Below are 14,299 nucleotides of genomic sequence, written 5' to 3'. Positions count from 1 at the left end.
AGGTCGATTGCCCCCTGCCTGTTGGAGAAAAGATCAGACCTGCATGATCTCTTCTTGTTTGACCTTCAGCGCATCATCGATACGGGAAATCGCCCCGTCCGTCAGCTTCTGAACATCTTCTGCATAGGATTTGTGTTCGTCTTCGGACAAAACCCCGTCTTTTTCGAGCTTTTTCAGGCTGTCCATCCCATCGCGGCGAACATTGCGAACTGCCACACGGGCGTTCTCCGCATAGGTGCCGGCCAGTTTGGCCAGCTCGGCCCGGCGTTCCTCGTTGAGCGGCGGGATGGGAAGACGTAGCAGCTGCCCTTCTACCACCGGGTTGAGACCGAGGGGGGAATTGCGAATGGCACTGTCGACCGCCGAAACCATGCCCTTGTCCCAGACATTCACGGAAATCATGCGTGGCTCAGGCACAGACACCGTCGCCACCTGGGCGATCGGAGTCAGGGCGCCATACGCGTCGACCTTGATACTGTCCAGCAAGTTGGGAGAGGCCCGTCCGGTCCGAAGACCGCCAAATTCCTTTTTCAGGGAATCAAACGCACCGTCCATGCGGCGCTTGAGGTCGTCCTCGTCAAAATCGATCTCGTCACTCATGGCAAAGGCCTTTCTTTTGATATCCCGGCGTCAGGCGCCCGGTTTAGACGGTATCCGAAGGAGCATTCCCGATGACCGTGCGAACACCTTCACCGGCGAGCACGCGGGCCAGACCACCCCCTTCATGGATATTGAACACCACGATCGGAATGTCATTCTCGCGCATCAGCGTCACAGCCGATGCATCCATCACGCGCAGATCCTGCGTCAGAATGTCGAGGTAATTGAGATGGTCATAGCGTTTCGCGTTCGGGTTCACCCGCGGATCGTCGGAATACACCCCGTCAACCTGCGTTCCCTTGAACAGCGCGTCACAGCCCATCTCGGCCGCGCGCAAGGCAGCCGCCGTGTCTGTGGTGAAAAACGGATTGCCGCTGCCGGCTGCAAAAATGACCACCCGGCCCTTTTCCATATGGCGCACAGCCTTGCGGCGAATATAGGGTTCGCACACTGACATCATGGGAATAGCCGACTGAACCCGTGTCGGAATGCCCACCTGTTCCAAGGCGGATTGCATCGCCAGCGCGTTCATGACGGTGGCCAGCATGCCCATATAGTCGGCCGCGGCCCGGTCCATGCCCTTGGCCGCGCCAGACAGGCCGCGGAAAATATTTCCACCGCCAATCACAAGGCACATTTCGGTGCCGGCATTGACCGCCTGGGCCACCTCCCCGGCAATGCGATTGGCGACCTCCAGGTCAATGCCATAATTTTGAGACCCCATCAGGGCCTCACCGGATACTTTCAACAAAACCCGCTTGTATACGAGCGGGCTTGTCGGGCCATCCGGCATTGCCGGGGCAGGATCAATCAGGGAATCGGTCACAGCAAGCGCAGCATATACGAAGCCCCGGCACTTGAAAGTACCGGGGCTCCAACAAACTGTCCAAATCAGACTTAGGACTGGCCGGTTGCGGCCGCGACTTCAGCAGCGAAGTCTTCTTCTTTTTTCTCGACACCTTCACCCAGGGCCATCCGGACAAAACCGGTCAGCTCAACGGACGTGCCCAGCTCCTTGGACGCATTGGCCAGGACCTGTTCGATGGTGTTGTCCGGGTCCATGACGAAAGCCTGTTTCAGCAGCACAACTTCTTCGTAGAATTTGCGCATACGGCCTTCGACCATCTTCTCGATGATCTGTTCCGGCTTGCCGGACTGGCGAGCCTGGTCGGCGAACACTTCGCGTTCCTTGTTGGCAATCTCGGCGTCCACACCATCCACATCGATGGCCACAGCCACAGCCGGGGACCCGGCCGCCACGTGCATGGCAATCTTGCGGCCCAGCTCGGCCAGCTTACCGGCATCACCTTCAGACTTCAGGCCGACGAGAACGCCGATGGCGCCCAGACCGTCTGCAGCCGGATTGTGGACATAGGATGAGACCACACCCGGATTGGCTTCGACCGTAGCGGCACGACGCAGGGACATGTTCTCACCGATGGTGGCGATGAGATTGGTCAGACCGGATTCCACCGTTTCGCCAGACGCCATGGTCGCGGCCTTGATGGTTTCGACGTCAGACCCGGCGGTCATGGTCAGCGTGGCGATCTCCGCCACAGCGGCCTGGAAAGTTTCGTTGCGTGCGACGAAGTCCGTTTCGGAATTCACTTCAACAACGGCGCCCTTGCCACCGTCGGTGGCGACAGCCACCAGGCCTTCAGCCGCAACGCGGTCAGCCTTCTTCGCAGCCTTGGACAGGCCTTTTTTACGCAGCCAATCCACCGCGGCTTCAAAATCGCCATCGGTTTCAGCCAGGGCCTTTTTACAGTCCATCATGCCTACGCCAGTTTTCTCGCGCAGTTCCTTGACCAGTGCGGCAGTGATCGCAGCCATCGGTGTTCTCCTTGGGGAATCGATTACGTGTGACGAGTCTACGCGTCGGTTTTGTCAGAATTATCAGCGTCGTCAGCAGATGCTTCCGGTGCTGCGTCTTCAGAAGCCTCAACAGCCTCTTCACCGTCCGGCAGATCGATCAGGGTTTCGACCAGCTCGTCGCTTTCACCCAGATCCACGCCCAGCGCCATCTGGCCTTCAGCCATGCCATCGAGCACGGCATCGGCAACCAGGTCGCAGTACAGGCTGATGGCGCGCGAGGCGTCATCATTGCCCGGGATCGGCATGTCAACGACATCCGGGTCACAATTGGTGTCGACAACGGCAACCACCGGGATACCCAGCTTGCGAGCTTCCTGGATGGCGATGCCTTCCTTGTTGGTGTCGATCACGAACATCAGGTCCGGCGTACCGCCCATGTCCTTGATACCACCGAGAGAGCGCTCGAGCTTGTCCTTTTCACGGGTCAGCATCAGCTGCTCTTTTTTGGTGAGACCGGCCAGGCCGTTTTCACCATCGAATTTCTCTTCCAGCTCACGCAGGCGCGCGATGGAGTTGGAAATCGTCCGCCAGTTGGTCAGCGTACCACCGAGCCAGCGGTGATTGACATAGTACTGGGCGCAACGCGACGCAGCTTCAGCCAGCGGCTCGGAGGCCTGGCGCTTGGTACCCACAAACAGGACACGACCACCCTTGGCAGCGGTTTCGCGCACTTTCACCAGAGCCTGGTGCAGCAGCGGGACCGTCTGGGACAGGTCGATGATGTGAATGTTGGAACGCTCACCAAAGATGAAGTCCTTCATCTTGGGGTTCCAACGGTGGGTCTGGTGACCGAAGTGACAGCCAGCTTCGAGCAGCTGACGCATGCTGAATTCAGGGAGAGCCATAATGTATCCTTTTCCGGTTGGCCTCCACGGGGCGGAGCTGCCTGTTTTCACAAGGAAATTTCCAGGTTCCACAGAGCAACACCGGAGCGGACAGTCTTCCAGTCAAACCGGAACACAGACCGAAGCCCCGTGTGCGTGATCGCGCGGCTTATAGGCGTCTTGTTTTGTCTTGGCAAGCACCCGCCCTCAGCTGTTGCATATCAAGGAGTTTCACCCGGTCACGCAGGGCCAGTTCGCCTAGCTCAGACTGGGGTCACACGGGCGAGGAGACCGAGGCTCGAAGAGAGGTTCACAGGGAGGTTCAAAGGGTGTTTCTGAGGGAGGGTAAATCTCAAATCTGCCGCCCCCGCCCAAGCCTCCGATCCGGTCAGCACGATGCCCCGGACGCGTCTTATCCAGCGTCGACTGTTTCCACGCCCGGCACCGTTTTCAGCGCAGCCTGCAGCGCCGCATCCGCACTATGACGTCCGGGCAGACGCAATTGCGCCTCTCCGCCCTCACCCAAGGCGATAATCAGCTCCACGACCGAAGCGCGCTTGGCCTGTGTGCGACCATTGGCCCGATCCAGCTGGGCCTTCAGTCCGGCAACCGCCTCCGAACCGGCCAGTCGCACGGTCAGGGTCTGCGCTACAATCTGGGTATCCAGAACATCCACATGATCGGCAAAAAAACTGATCTGCTCTTCGCGCTCATCCACCCGGCAATTGCAGATCACGGTCTGGCCGGGCTCAAGGAGGTCGCGTGAGGTGCGCAGGATTTCCGGAGTGATGAAGACCTCAAACTCACCGGTGGGATCAGACAGGGTCAACCAGGCAAACCGCTCCCCGGACTTGTTGGACACGCGCTCCTGACGATGACGTACGACGCCAGCCATGCGAAGTGCGCTGGCACCGTCTGCCACACGCGAGGCCGCTTCGGCATGATAAACCACACCGCGCCCGGCCAGGTGTTCGCCCAGATCATCAAGAGGATGGCCGGAGAGGTAAAACCCGATCGCGGATAATTCCTCATCGAGACGTTTTGTGGCTTGCCAGGGTTCGACCATCGGTAGATCCGGTCGGCTGAGCTCTACTGTATCCCCGCCTCCGCCAAATAGGCTGGCCTGGGCGCTTTCGCGCTGGGCCGCTGCATGTTGGGCCATGGACAACAACATGTCCGCCGAAGCGAGAACCCGGGCCCGGTCACTGTCCAGTCCGTCAAACGCGCCTGCCTTCGCCAGATTCTCGAAGGTCCGGCGATTTACCTGTTTGGGGTCGATGCGTTCCGCGAAATCATAGAGCGAGGCAAAGGCTCCGTTCTGGCGGCGCTCCTCAACAATATGCTCCATCGCCGTGAAACCCACATTGCGAATAGCGCCCAGTGCAAAACGCACAGCCCCGTCTTCAACCGAAAAATCCGCCTCGGACGCATTCACGTCCGGCGGCAGAACCTCCAGCCCCATACGCCGGGTCTCCTGAAAGAAAACTGACAGCTTGTCCGTATTTGCGCGGTCAAGCGACATCAGAGCCGCCATCAGTGCGACCGGATGATTGGCTTTCAGGAAGGCCGTGCGATAGGCGATGACGGCATAGGCTGCAGCGTGTGATTTGTTGAAGCCATAACCGGCGAACTCGGCCACCAGTTCAAAAATATAGCTGGACTTGGCGCGATCGACCCCGCGCTCCTCGGCACCATCCAGGAAACGGACCTTCTGCTTGTCCATCTCCTCCTTTTTCTTCTTGCCCATGGCGCGGCGCAACAAGTCGGCTTCACCCAGGGAATAGCCCGACAGGATTTGTGCGATCTGCATCACCTGTTCCTGGTAGATGATCACGCCATAGGTTTCCGACAAAACGCCTTCGAGATCAGGATGGAGGCAATCGACTTCGGCCCGACCGAATTTCCGGTCGACATACACATCGATGTTTTTCATCGGACCGGGACGGTAGAGGGAGATCAGGGCGATCAGATCCTCGATCATGTCCGGCTTCATTTTTTTGAGCGTGTCACGCATGCCCGAGCTTTCAAGCTGAAACACGCCGATCGCATGGCCAGAGGCTAGAAGCTCATAAGTGGGCCGGTCATCCAGCGGGACATGCTCGATATCGGGAACCGCCTTGCCTTCACTTTCAATGTATTCGAGCGCCCGGGCGATGACGGTCAGGGTTTTCAGGCCCAGAAAGTCGAACTTGACCAGGCCCGCGGGCTCGACCCATTTCATATTGAACTGGGTCGCAGGAAGATCCGAACGCGGGTCCTGGTAGAGCGGGACCAATTCCTGCAACGGCCGGTCACCGATCACGACACCGGCAGCGTGGGTCGAGGCATTCCGGAACAGGCCCTCAAGCTGCAGCGCAACGGACAACAAGGTGTCGACCGTGTGATCATCCCGGCGCATCTCCTGAAGTCGCGGCTCCAGATCAATGGCCTCGGCCAGCGTCACCGGATTGGCCGGATTGGACGGCACAAGCTTGGCCAGTTTGTCGACCAGGCCGAACGGCAATTGTAGCACACGCCCGACATCGCGCACCACGGCGCGCGCCTGGAGAGTACCGAACGTGATAATCTGCGCGACGCGATCATCGCCGTACTTGTCCTGTACATACCGGATCACTTCACCGCGCCGTTCCTGGCAGAAGTCGACGTCGAAATCGGGCATGGACACGCGTTCGGGGTTCAAAAACCGTTCGAACAGAAGCCCGAAGCGCAAGGGATCAAGATCGGTGATGGTCAGTGCGTAGGCTACGAGTGATCCCGCCCCCGACCCCCGCCCCGGCCCGACCGGAATATCATGCTCCTTCGCCCACTGAATGAAGTCGGAGACGATCAGGAAATAACCCGGAAAACCCATCTGCTTGATGATATTGAGCTCAAAATCCAGCCGCTCGCGATACTCCGTTTCGGAGAGTGTCGTTTCGGTGGTTTCGAGCCGCATGGTCAGGCCGTCATGGGCACGCGCCACCAGCTCCTCCGCCTCATCCCGACCGCCGCGGGTTTCAAAACTGGGCAGAATGGGAGGATGGGTGCGGACCCGGTATGCACACCGACGCGCAACCTCGAGCGTATTGGCCAGCGCTTCGGGCAAATCCGAGAAACGCTGCGCCATATCATCAGGCGAGGTCAGATAATGATCCGGCGTAACCTTGCGTCGATCCGTGACCGACACAAAGGTGGAATCGGCAATGCACAACAGAGCATCATGGGCTGAATGCATGCCGGAGCCGGGAAAATAGGCGTCATTGGTGGCAACCAGCGGCAAGTCGCGGGCATAGGCCTGATCCACAAGCCAGTCCTCGGCCTGTAATTCCTCAGCCCGGCCATGACGTTGCAATTCGACATATAGCCGGTCGCCAAAATGCGCCTGCAGATTAGATAAGGCCTGATCGGCCTCGCCAGCCCGGCCATCCACGACCAGCGAATTGAGAACCCCGTCCGGACCACCGGTCAGCAGGATCAGCCCCGCATTGCGCTCCAGCAATTGCTCAAACGGGATATGCGGCTCCTCGGTCGCTTCCACATCCAGGAAGGCCGAAGACGTGAGGGCCATGAGGTTTTCATACCCTTCACGGTTTTGCACAAAAACCGCGACCACGCCGTCCGCCTCGGCCCGCTCACCCGCATGCGGCTGGGCCAAACGCACAGACAGTGTACATCCGACGATCGGCTGAATGCCCGACCCGGCGAGTTTTTCTGAAAACTCCAGCGCTCCGAACAGATTATTTGTGTCGGTGAGCGCCATGGCCGGCATGCGGTGCGCCACACACGCATCAACCATCTGATTGATGCGGATCGCCCCTTCCAGAAGGGAGTAGGGCGAGCGAACACGGAGATGGATAAAGGGAGCGGTCATGGAACGGCCTTCGATAACACGGACCCCACAAAGGCACTCAACCCCCTACCCGGTCCGAATTCAGATGGCCCCTATTAAGCCCGCTCCACACGCACTCTCAAAGCAACGCCCTGCACTTACCTGTGGAAGACCGTTCAGAGCCGGAGCTCACGCCACCAGAATTCCGCTCCATACCACAACAATCCAGGTGAAGCCCAACAGGGCAATCGCCGACGACGCATCTTGGATCCACTGGCGCATATTGTCCTCCCGCACATTTCGTGTGTTCCGGGTTTGTTCTTTTCACGTTTTGTTCCGCTCGTCAACGCGAAAACGAAAAGGCAGGGTCCGCCTCAAATGGGGCTTTGACTTTATTGGCTAATTAGTCGTTCCAGGGGATGATGCGACCATGGTCAAGCGTCACGACCCGGTCCATCTTCCGCGCCAGATGATGATTGTGCGTGGCAATCAGGGCGGCAGCGCCCTCTTCGCGAACCGCACAGGTCAGCGTGTTGAACACTGCCTGGGAGGTATCGGGGTCCAGATTCCCCGTAGGCTCATCGGCCAGTAGAATACTGGGCTGGTTCGCCAAAGCCCGAGCGATGGCGACACGTTGCTGCTCGCCCCCGGATAATTCAGGTGGCTGATGATGGGCGCGTTCAGCCAATCCCATCAAGGCCAGCAACTCATCGGCCCGGATGTCCGCCTTGGACCGCGCAATACCAGCAATGACCTGGGGCAAGGCGATATTCTGCTGCGCGGTAAATTCAGGCAACAAATGGTGAAACTGGTAGACAAAACCAATCGCATTGCGGCGCAGCGCTGTGCGGTCCTTGTCGGTCAGGGTCGAGGTGGCCGCCCCGGCGACATGAACCTCTCCGGTATTGGGGGCCTCGAGCAGTCCGGCGACATGCAGGAGCGAGGACTTGCCCGATCCCGATGGTCCGATAAGTCCGACAATTTCGCCGGGATGAAGGTCGAAATCCGCTCCGTTGAGAACGGTCAGCTGGCCCGCTTCGGTGGTGTACTCCCGGCTGACATCGCGCAGGCTGAGAATGGGCTCACTCATAACGCAGCGCCTCCACCGGGTCGAGCAGCGCGGCCAGAATAGCGGGCGGCAGTGTGACGAGAACCGACATCACAAAACAGAAGATCGAGACATAGATCACCTCGCCCCAGTCGAGGCGAGCCGGGATGCGGTAAAGATAATAAACATCCGGATTCCAGACTTCGGCACCGGTGACCAGATTGATCACATCCTGGATGGGACCGATATTCGTGACGAACAGAAAGCCGAGCACAATCCCGACCAGGGTTCCGATCATCCCGATCAAAACACCGACAATGATAAACACCCGCATCACCGCCAGACGCGTGATGCCCATTGTGCGCAGAATGGCAATGTCCCGGGATTTGTTCTTCACCAGCATCACAAGGCCGGAAATGATGTTCATGGTGGCGATGACCACAATGAAGGACATGACCAGCCGCATCATCGTGCGTTCCATCTGAAGGGCGCCGAAAAAGGCCGGATCGCTCTGAGTGTAGTCGTAGACGAAACCCTGATTGCCCATCACCTGCTGGATCGGGAGCAGGAATTCGCTGATCCGGGTCGTATCCTCAACGCGAATATTCACCCGGTCATAGTTCTCACCGCGATTGAAAAAGAGCTGGGCCTGCTCCACAGGCAAAATGGCCAGTCCGTTATCGATGGTCGACACGCCTGACGACAGGATCGCCGTAACGGTATAGGCCTTGCGGCGCGGTGTGACCCCGAAGGGCGTTTGCGCACCCGACGCGGTTAAAAGCGTGAACTGATCACCGATATTCACCCGGTGAAAACGCGCGACGCCGGCACCGAGAACAATGGCATCGCCCCCGTTTCGGCCCTCGCCAAACGTGTCGATCGAGCCATGGGTAATGCCGGTCCGGCTGCCCGGACGATCGCCGTTAGCGACCACATCCAGCCGCTCCAGATCCATGGGGCGCATGGCCAGCACCTGGAGAAAGCTCTCCGCTCTTTGTGAGCGCGCCATCACCTGCCCCACCACAACGGGACCGGCTGTGGCCACGCCGTCGAGGGCCTCGATCTGTTCGACCAGGGCCTCGACCGTCTCGCCGGGCGTTTCCCGGACGTCAGCATAAAGATGGGGCTGAGAGCCAAGAAGCTGGGTCATCAATTCATGCCGAAACCCGTTCATCACCGACATCACGGCGATCAGGGCGAAGACGGCGAGCGCAATACCCACGGTCGAAATCACGGCGATGATGGCGACACCACCGTGTTTTCGCTTCGTTCGCAGATAGCGCAGAGCGATCTGGAATTCATAGGGGCTGAACGGAGCCGCCCCGCCCGCCATGGCATCCTGATCATGCATTCGAGAAGGCCTTTTCCGCGAGCCGTGCCACCGCGTCTTCCGGCGACAATTCATGCGTTTCGCCGGTCCGGCGAATTTTCACCTCGACCTTGCCCTCTTTCAGACCGCGCGGTCCAATGACAAGCTGGTAAGGCAGGCCAATCAGGTCCGCCGTCGCAAACTTGCCACCCGGACGCTCCGACGTGTCGTCATAGAGCGGGTCCAGACCGGCCTGGGCCAGGGCCGCATAGGCGGTCTCACACGCCGCATCGGCAGCCTCATCCCCGGCGCGCAGATTGAGCACACCCACGCCGAACGGAGCGACTTCCTCCGGCCAGATGCAACCACGCTCATCATGATGCGCCTCGATGATGGCACCGAGCAGACGCGAAACCCCCACACCATAGGAACCCATGTGTACGGGGCGGATTTCGCCATCCGCGTGCTGGACCACCGCCTTCATCGGTTCGGAATACTTGGTCCCGAAATAGAAGATATGGCCCACTTCAATGCCGCGTGCGGACACGCGACGCTCCTCCGGCACAGACTGGAACGCATCTGCATCATGCATTTCCTCAGTCGCGGCATAAAGCGCTGTGCGTTGATCCACCAGCGGCTGGAGATCACCATCAAAATCCACGTCCGGGCCCGGGGCTCCCATGTCCACAAGATCGGCGTGGCAGAACACCTCGCTCTCGCCGGTGTCGGCCAGCACGATGAATTCATGGCTCAGATCGCCGCCGATGGGACCGGTATCCGCCCGCATCGGAACCGCCTTGAGCCCCATGCGGGCGAAGGTGTTAAGATAGGCCACGAACATGCGGTTATAGGCCTGACGCGCCGTGGTTTCGTCGAGATCGAAGGAATACGTGTCCTTCATCAGGAATTCCCGACCCCGCATCACACCAAAGCGCGGACGACGTTCGTCCCGAAACTTCCACTGAATATGGTAGAGCAGTTTGGGCAGATCCTTGTAGGACCGACAATAGGAGCGGAAGATCTCAGTGATCATCTCCTCATTGGTCGGGCCAAACAGCATCTCGCGCTCATGTCGATCGGTGATGCGCAGCATCTCATCGCCATAATCGTCGTACCGCCCGCTCTCGCGCCACAAATCAGCCGTCTGGATGGTCGGCATCAGCAATTCAACAGCGCCCGCCCGGTTTTGTTCCTCGCGGACGATCTGACCCACCTTGTTGAGCACTTTCAGGCCTAGTGGCAGCCAGGAATAAATGCCGGCCGCCTGCTGGCGGATCATGCCGGCACGCAACATGAGCTGATGGGAAACGATCTCGGCATCCGAAGGGGTTTCCTTCAGAACCGGCAGGAAGAAGCGGGAAAGTCGCATGGGTGTACGTCCAGACTGGATGAGGCCTTCCACTTAGACGGCTTCTGCGTCGCCTTGCAAGGCATCTCGCTCCGCAGATGCACCCGAAGCCGCGAACATCAAGGCCACCCGGCATGGATCACAAGGATCGGGTGGCTGCCAGCCAAGCGAGACGGCACACAAGGCCGGTCACATCACGGGAGACATCTTCATGACCTATCACATCAACGGCCTGCAGCCCGAAGACTTCAAACCCCTTTTTGATCTTACAGACGAAGAACTGAACATGCGCGACATGGTCCGCGTGCGTGCCAGCGCCAAGCCCGGCTTTCCCTGCCGCATCAGCCTTGTGGACGCAGAACCCGGCGAGACCCTGATCCTGCTCAATTATGAGAGCCATGACGCCGCCACACCCTATCGCTCGCAGTATGCGATCTATGTGCGTGAAGCCGCGACACAAGCCGCTGAATATGCCGGCGCGGTACCGCCCGTCTTACAGGGTCGTCCCCTCGCCTTTCGACATTTCGATGTAAACGGCATGTTGCAAGGGGCGTCACTGGTTCTCGATGGCGAGGTAGACCGGGCGATCAACACAGCCTTCGCGCGTTCAGAGATCGCCTATATCCACGCCCACAACGCCGCACATGGATGTTTTGTCGCCCGGATCGACCGGGCCTGATGAACCCGCAGAGGCTGATCGTCTAGATCACGCGCTTGGCATAGCTGGACTTGTCGATATCCACGACTTCCACACTTGTGGATCCCGCCCGGTGGGGCAGGTCCAGCACGGCGTCCAGAACGCCCTGGCTAAGCGCCTGCTTCTGCTCTGTCGTGCGGCCGGGCATGATCCGCAACTGGATATGGATGACAGAAAACCCGTTCGTGCCATTGCGCTCGCCTTCGGCGGTGCGACGACGGACCTTGATATCATCATCGCTGAACAGACCACTCGCCTGCATGGCGTAAAACACGGCCTCAAGAAGGTCCGCGCTTGTCAGCTTCAGGGTCTGAAGATCGGAATGTTCGATCAGGGCATGGGGCATGAGCGAAACCTCAATATCCGCCAGAGCGTGGCAGGAAGGGCTCAATCGCGCCCGTTTCTGTAATGACAAAATAGATCAGCCAGACTACGGACGTACCCACGGTCGCCCACCAGGCTTTCTTTTTCAGGTTCGGAACAGTGGGCGCGCCCGGTTCCGTCCCAGCAACCACATCGCCGCTCTCATCCTGGCTGGTCACGCCAATGGGCAGGACCATGAAAAACACCAGCCACCAGACGATCAGGAAGACCACAATCCCGTTCACCACCCCAACGCCGCCATCACGCAGGAAAAAGCCGGAAACAATCCACAGGAGTCCGGTTAAGAGGACGGGCGCACGTTGCAACCAGGTTGTCATTTGCCAGGCTCCTGCATGAGTTCAATTAGCTGGCCGTTCGAATTCTTCGGATGGATGAAGATCACCGGCACGCCGTGAGCGCCGATATAGGGCTCTCCGGTACCCAGAACAGTGGCCCCGCGTTCAATCATCGCATCACGTGCGGCCAGGATATCCTCGACTTCAAAGCACAAATGGTGTTGTCCACCCTTGGGATTGCGTTCCAGGAATTTGTGCACCGGGCTGTCATCACCCAGGGGTTCGAGCAGTTCGATCTCGGAATTGTCCAGGTGAACGAAGGCGACCTTCACGCCCAGATGCGGAAACGCGCGCGTGTCCGTCGCATCGCTTGCGCCATAGAGGTCGGCATAGGTTGCCTTGGCCGCCTCAATGTCCGGCACGGCGACCCCTACATGGTTCAATCGTCCAATTTTCATGTCGCTCCCCTAGACTTCCATCACCAGAACATCGACAGCCGGTTTCTTGCCCCAGATCCGGGCGATTTCACGCCGAACACCCAGACGAACAGCTTCTTCCACGGCATCGGTATCGCGCCGGTCCTTGCCGGGCAATGCATCAAAGGCGGCCTCCCCGGCATCGGCCATGCGGTCCAGCAGGCGATCCATCGGGAATTCATCCGTTTCGGGGATGCCATTGACCCGGATATCGGGCCCGGACAGCAATTCACCCCGCTCACTGATGGTCAGTGCAACCATGACCTGACCCGCCCACGCGAGGCGGCGACGCTCACGCATAGACTCAGCCTGAGCCGAAACCAGAAACTGGCCATCCATGTGAAGACGACCGGCCGGCACTTCATCGATCACAGCCGCCTCACCGCTCGCATGCATCTCCACGAGATCACCATTGCGCACGGTCACGGCGTGAGGCACCTGGATGGAGCGCGCAAACGCGGCGTGTTCAATCAAATGACGGCGTTCGCCATGAACCGGAATGGCGATTTTCGGCTTGGCCCAGCCATACATCTGGGCCAGCTCGTCGCGACACGGGTGACCGGACACATGGATTGGCCGGTCCTTCTCGGTGATGATTTTCACACCCCGCTCGGCAAGACGGTTTTGCAGGTCGAAAATCCCGATCTCATTGCCCGGAATAATCCGGCTGGAGAAAATGACGGTATCGCCTGCCCCCAGTGTCACATGCCGGTGTGAGCCTTCGGCGATACGCGACAGGGCCGCCCGGGGTTCGCCCTGGCTACCGGTGCACAGATAGAGAATTTTCTCATCCGGGAAGAAACCGGCTTCTTCCACGTCGACAAAATCGCGGACCTTCTGGAGAAGGCCGACATGGCGTGCCGCAGATGTCATGCGGAACATGGACCGGCCGACCAGGCACACTCGCCGGTCATTGGCCTCTGCAGCCTCGATAATGGATTGCAGGCGCGCCACATTCGACGCAAATGCGGCCACGGCGACCTTGCCGGTCTGTTCCGCAATAACCTCAACCAGGGCATCGCGCACATCACCTTCAGACCCGGCTGAGCCCTTTGAGAAGACATTGGTGCTGTCACAGACCATGGCCAGCACGCCTTCATTGCCAAGCGCCTCCAGCGCCGACACATCGGTCTCCTCACCGATCACCGGATCGGGATCGATCTTCCAGTCACCGGTATGCAGGACCGTGCCCGCCGGCGTGCGAATGGCCAGTCCATTGGGTTCGGGAATCGAATGGGTCAGCGTCACAAGCTGAATATCGAACGGCCCCAGTTCGAAGCGGCTGTTCAGACCAATCTCGTGCAGCTCGACCTCTTCCGTCAGGCCGTGCTCGTGCAAGCGATCATTCACCAGCCAGGCTGTGAACGGCGTCGCATAGATGGGGCATTGCAGAGAGGGCCACAGCTGGGCCACGGCCCCCATATGGTCCTCATGGGCATGGGTCAGCACCATGCCGACAATCTTGTCGCGATATTCTTCGATGAATTGCGGATCCGGCATGATCAGCTCGACGCCGGGGGTTGAGAGATCGCCAAAGGTCACGCCGCAATCGACGATGATCCATTTGCGGTCATGTTCGGGACCATAACCATAAAGGTTGAAATTCATCCCGATTTCATTCGAGCCGCCAAGCGGCAGGAAATAGAGCTTTTCGC

General features: G+C 59.2%; 13 protein-coding genes. 1 reads left to right on the top strand and 12 read right to left on the bottom strand.

What is annotated here, in order from left to right; all coding sequences use genetic code 11:
* Positions 1-33 precede the first annotated feature (33 nt).
* The 8 genes from frr to proS all read right to left on the bottom strand — a co-directional run bounded on the left by frr (position 34) and on the right by proS (position 10,833).
* Complete coding sequence (gene frr / locus RMQ97_RS06525; RefSeq protein WP_413660050.1) at positions 34-600, bottom strand: ribosome recycling factor; 567 nt, start codon at positions 598-600, stop codon at positions 34-36.
* A 43-nt stretch (positions 601-643) separates the two neighbouring features.
* Positions 644-1,393, bottom strand: a complete 750-nt coding sequence (gene pyrH, locus RMQ97_RS06520) for a UMP kinase (RefSeq protein WP_413660441.1) — start codon at positions 1,391-1,393, stop codon at positions 644-646.
* Between the two features lie 104 nt (positions 1,394-1,497).
* Positions 1,498-2,433, bottom strand: a complete 936-nt coding sequence (gene tsf / locus RMQ97_RS06515; protein WP_413660049.1) for a translation elongation factor Ts — start codon at positions 2,431-2,433, stop codon at positions 1,498-1,500.
* A gap of 38 nt (positions 2,434-2,471) precedes the next feature.
* Complete coding sequence (gene rpsB / locus RMQ97_RS06510; RefSeq protein WP_413660048.1) at positions 2,472-3,320, bottom strand: 30S ribosomal protein S2; 849 nt, start codon at positions 3,318-3,320, stop codon at positions 2,472-2,474.
* A 391-nt stretch (positions 3,321-3,711) separates the two neighbouring features.
* On the bottom strand, positions 3,712-7,149 hold the full coding sequence (gene dnaE, locus RMQ97_RS06505; protein WP_413660047.1) for a DNA polymerase III subunit alpha: 3,438 nt from the start codon (positions 7,147-7,149) through the stop codon (positions 3,712-3,714).
* Positions 7,150-7,510: 361 nt separating this feature from the next.
* Positions 7,511-8,197 (bottom strand): ABC transporter ATP-binding protein, encoded by a 687-nt coding sequence (locus RMQ97_RS06500; RefSeq protein WP_413660046.1) that lies wholly within the window; start codon positions 8,195-8,197, stop codon positions 7,511-7,513.
* Positions 8,190-9,506, bottom strand: coding sequence for a lipoprotein-releasing ABC transporter permease subunit (locus RMQ97_RS06495; protein ID WP_413660045.1), 1,317 nt, complete (start codon positions 9,504-9,506; stop codon positions 8,190-8,192). Before RMQ97_RS06495 ends, RMQ97_RS06500 begins: the two co-directional genes overlap by 8 nt.
* Entirely contained in the window at positions 9,499-10,833 is a 1,335-nt protein-coding gene (gene proS, locus RMQ97_RS06490; protein ID WP_413660044.1) for a proline--tRNA ligase, read from the bottom strand. The genes RMQ97_RS06495 and proS overlap by 8 nt, the downstream gene beginning before the upstream one ends.
* A gap of 190 nt (positions 10,834-11,023) precedes the next feature.
* Here proS and RMQ97_RS06485 point away from each other — a divergent pair, with 190 nt between their 5' ends.
* Complete coding sequence (locus RMQ97_RS06485) at positions 11,024-11,491, top strand: DUF1203 domain-containing protein (protein ID WP_413660043.1); 468 nt, start codon at positions 11,024-11,026, stop codon at positions 11,489-11,491.
* A 22-nt stretch (positions 11,492-11,513) separates the two neighbouring features.
* Here the strand turns inward: RMQ97_RS06485 and RMQ97_RS06480 are convergent, their stop codons facing one another.
* From RMQ97_RS06480 to RMQ97_RS06465, 4 genes are read right to left on the bottom strand one after another with little or no spacing between them, the layout of a single operon-like run.
* A complete protein-coding gene (locus RMQ97_RS06480; RefSeq protein WP_413660042.1) occupies positions 11,514-11,855 on the bottom strand; it encodes a 5-carboxymethyl-2-hydroxymuconate Delta-isomerase in 342 nt (113 codons plus the stop codon).
* A gap of 10 nt (positions 11,856-11,865) precedes the next feature.
* Positions 11,866-12,210: a DUF1467 family protein gene (locus RMQ97_RS06475; protein ID WP_413660041.1), complete on the bottom strand. Its 345-nt coding sequence runs from the start codon at positions 12,208-12,210 to the stop codon at positions 11,866-11,868.
* Positions 12,207-12,626 carry a methylmalonyl-CoA epimerase gene (mce, locus tag RMQ97_RS06470; protein ID WP_413660040.1) on the bottom strand — a complete coding sequence of 140 codons (420 nt, stop codon included), beginning with the start codon at positions 12,624-12,626 and terminating at the stop codon, positions 12,207-12,209. Before mce ends, RMQ97_RS06475 begins: the two co-directional genes overlap by 4 nt.
* 9 nt (positions 12,627-12,635) lie before the next feature.
* On the bottom strand, positions 12,636-14,252 hold the full coding sequence (locus RMQ97_RS06465; RefSeq protein ID WP_413660440.1) for a ribonuclease J: 1,617 nt from the start codon (positions 14,250-14,252) through the stop codon (positions 12,636-12,638).
* Positions 14,253-14,299: the final 47 nt, after the last annotated feature.

It is taken from the genome of Maricaulis sp. D1M11 (assembly GCF_047308265.1).
GTDB lineage: Bacteria > Pseudomonadota > Alphaproteobacteria > Caulobacterales > Maricaulaceae > Maricaulis.
Note: the sequence above shows the minus strand (reverse complement) of the source record. Positions and strands in the feature narration are given on the sequence as shown.

Coding starts and splice junctions, on each gene's coding strand:
- RMQ97_RS06495 (WP_413660045.1), bottom strand. CDS start 9,506: ATGCATGATCAGGATGCCATGGCGGGCGGGGCGGCTCCGTTCAGCCCC.
- pyrH (WP_413660441.1), bottom strand. CDS start 1,393: ATGCCGGATGGCCCGACAAGCCCGCTCGTATACAAGCGGGTTTTGTTG.
- RMQ97_RS06465 (WP_413660440.1), bottom strand. CDS start 14,252: ATGAATTTCAACCTTTATGGTTATGGTCCCGAACATGACCGCAAATGG.
- RMQ97_RS06475 (WP_413660041.1), bottom strand. CDS start 12,210: ATGACAACCTGGTTGCAACGTGCGCCCGTCCTCTTAACCGGACTCCTG.
- rpsB (WP_413660048.1), bottom strand. CDS start 3,320: ATGGCTCTCCCTGAATTCAGCATGCGTCAGCTGCTCGAAGCTGGCTGT.
- mce (WP_413660040.1), bottom strand. CDS start 12,626: ATGAAAATTGGACGATTGAACCATGTAGGGGTCGCCGTGCCGGACATT.
- RMQ97_RS06485 (WP_413660043.1), top strand. CDS start 11,024: ATGACCTATCACATCAACGGCCTGCAGCCCGAAGACTTCAAACCCCTT.
- dnaE (WP_413660047.1), bottom strand. CDS start 7,149: ATGACCGCTCCCTTTATCCATCTCCGTGTTCGCTCGCCCTACTCCCTT.
- tsf (WP_413660049.1), bottom strand. CDS start 2,433: ATGGCTGCGATCACTGCCGCACTGGTCAAGGAACTGCGCGAGAAAACT.
- frr (WP_413660050.1), bottom strand. CDS start 600: ATGAGTGACGAGATCGATTTTGACGAGGACGACCTCAAGCGCCGCATG.
- RMQ97_RS06500 (WP_413660046.1), bottom strand. CDS start 8,197: ATGAGTGAGCCCATTCTCAGCCTGCGCGATGTCAGCCGGGAGTACACC.
- RMQ97_RS06480 (WP_413660042.1), bottom strand. CDS start 11,855: ATGCCCCATGCCCTGATCGAACATTCCGATCTTCAGACCCTGAAGCTG.
- proS (WP_413660044.1), bottom strand. CDS start 10,833: ATGCGACTTTCCCGCTTCTTCCTGCCGGTTCTGAAGGAAACCCCTTCG.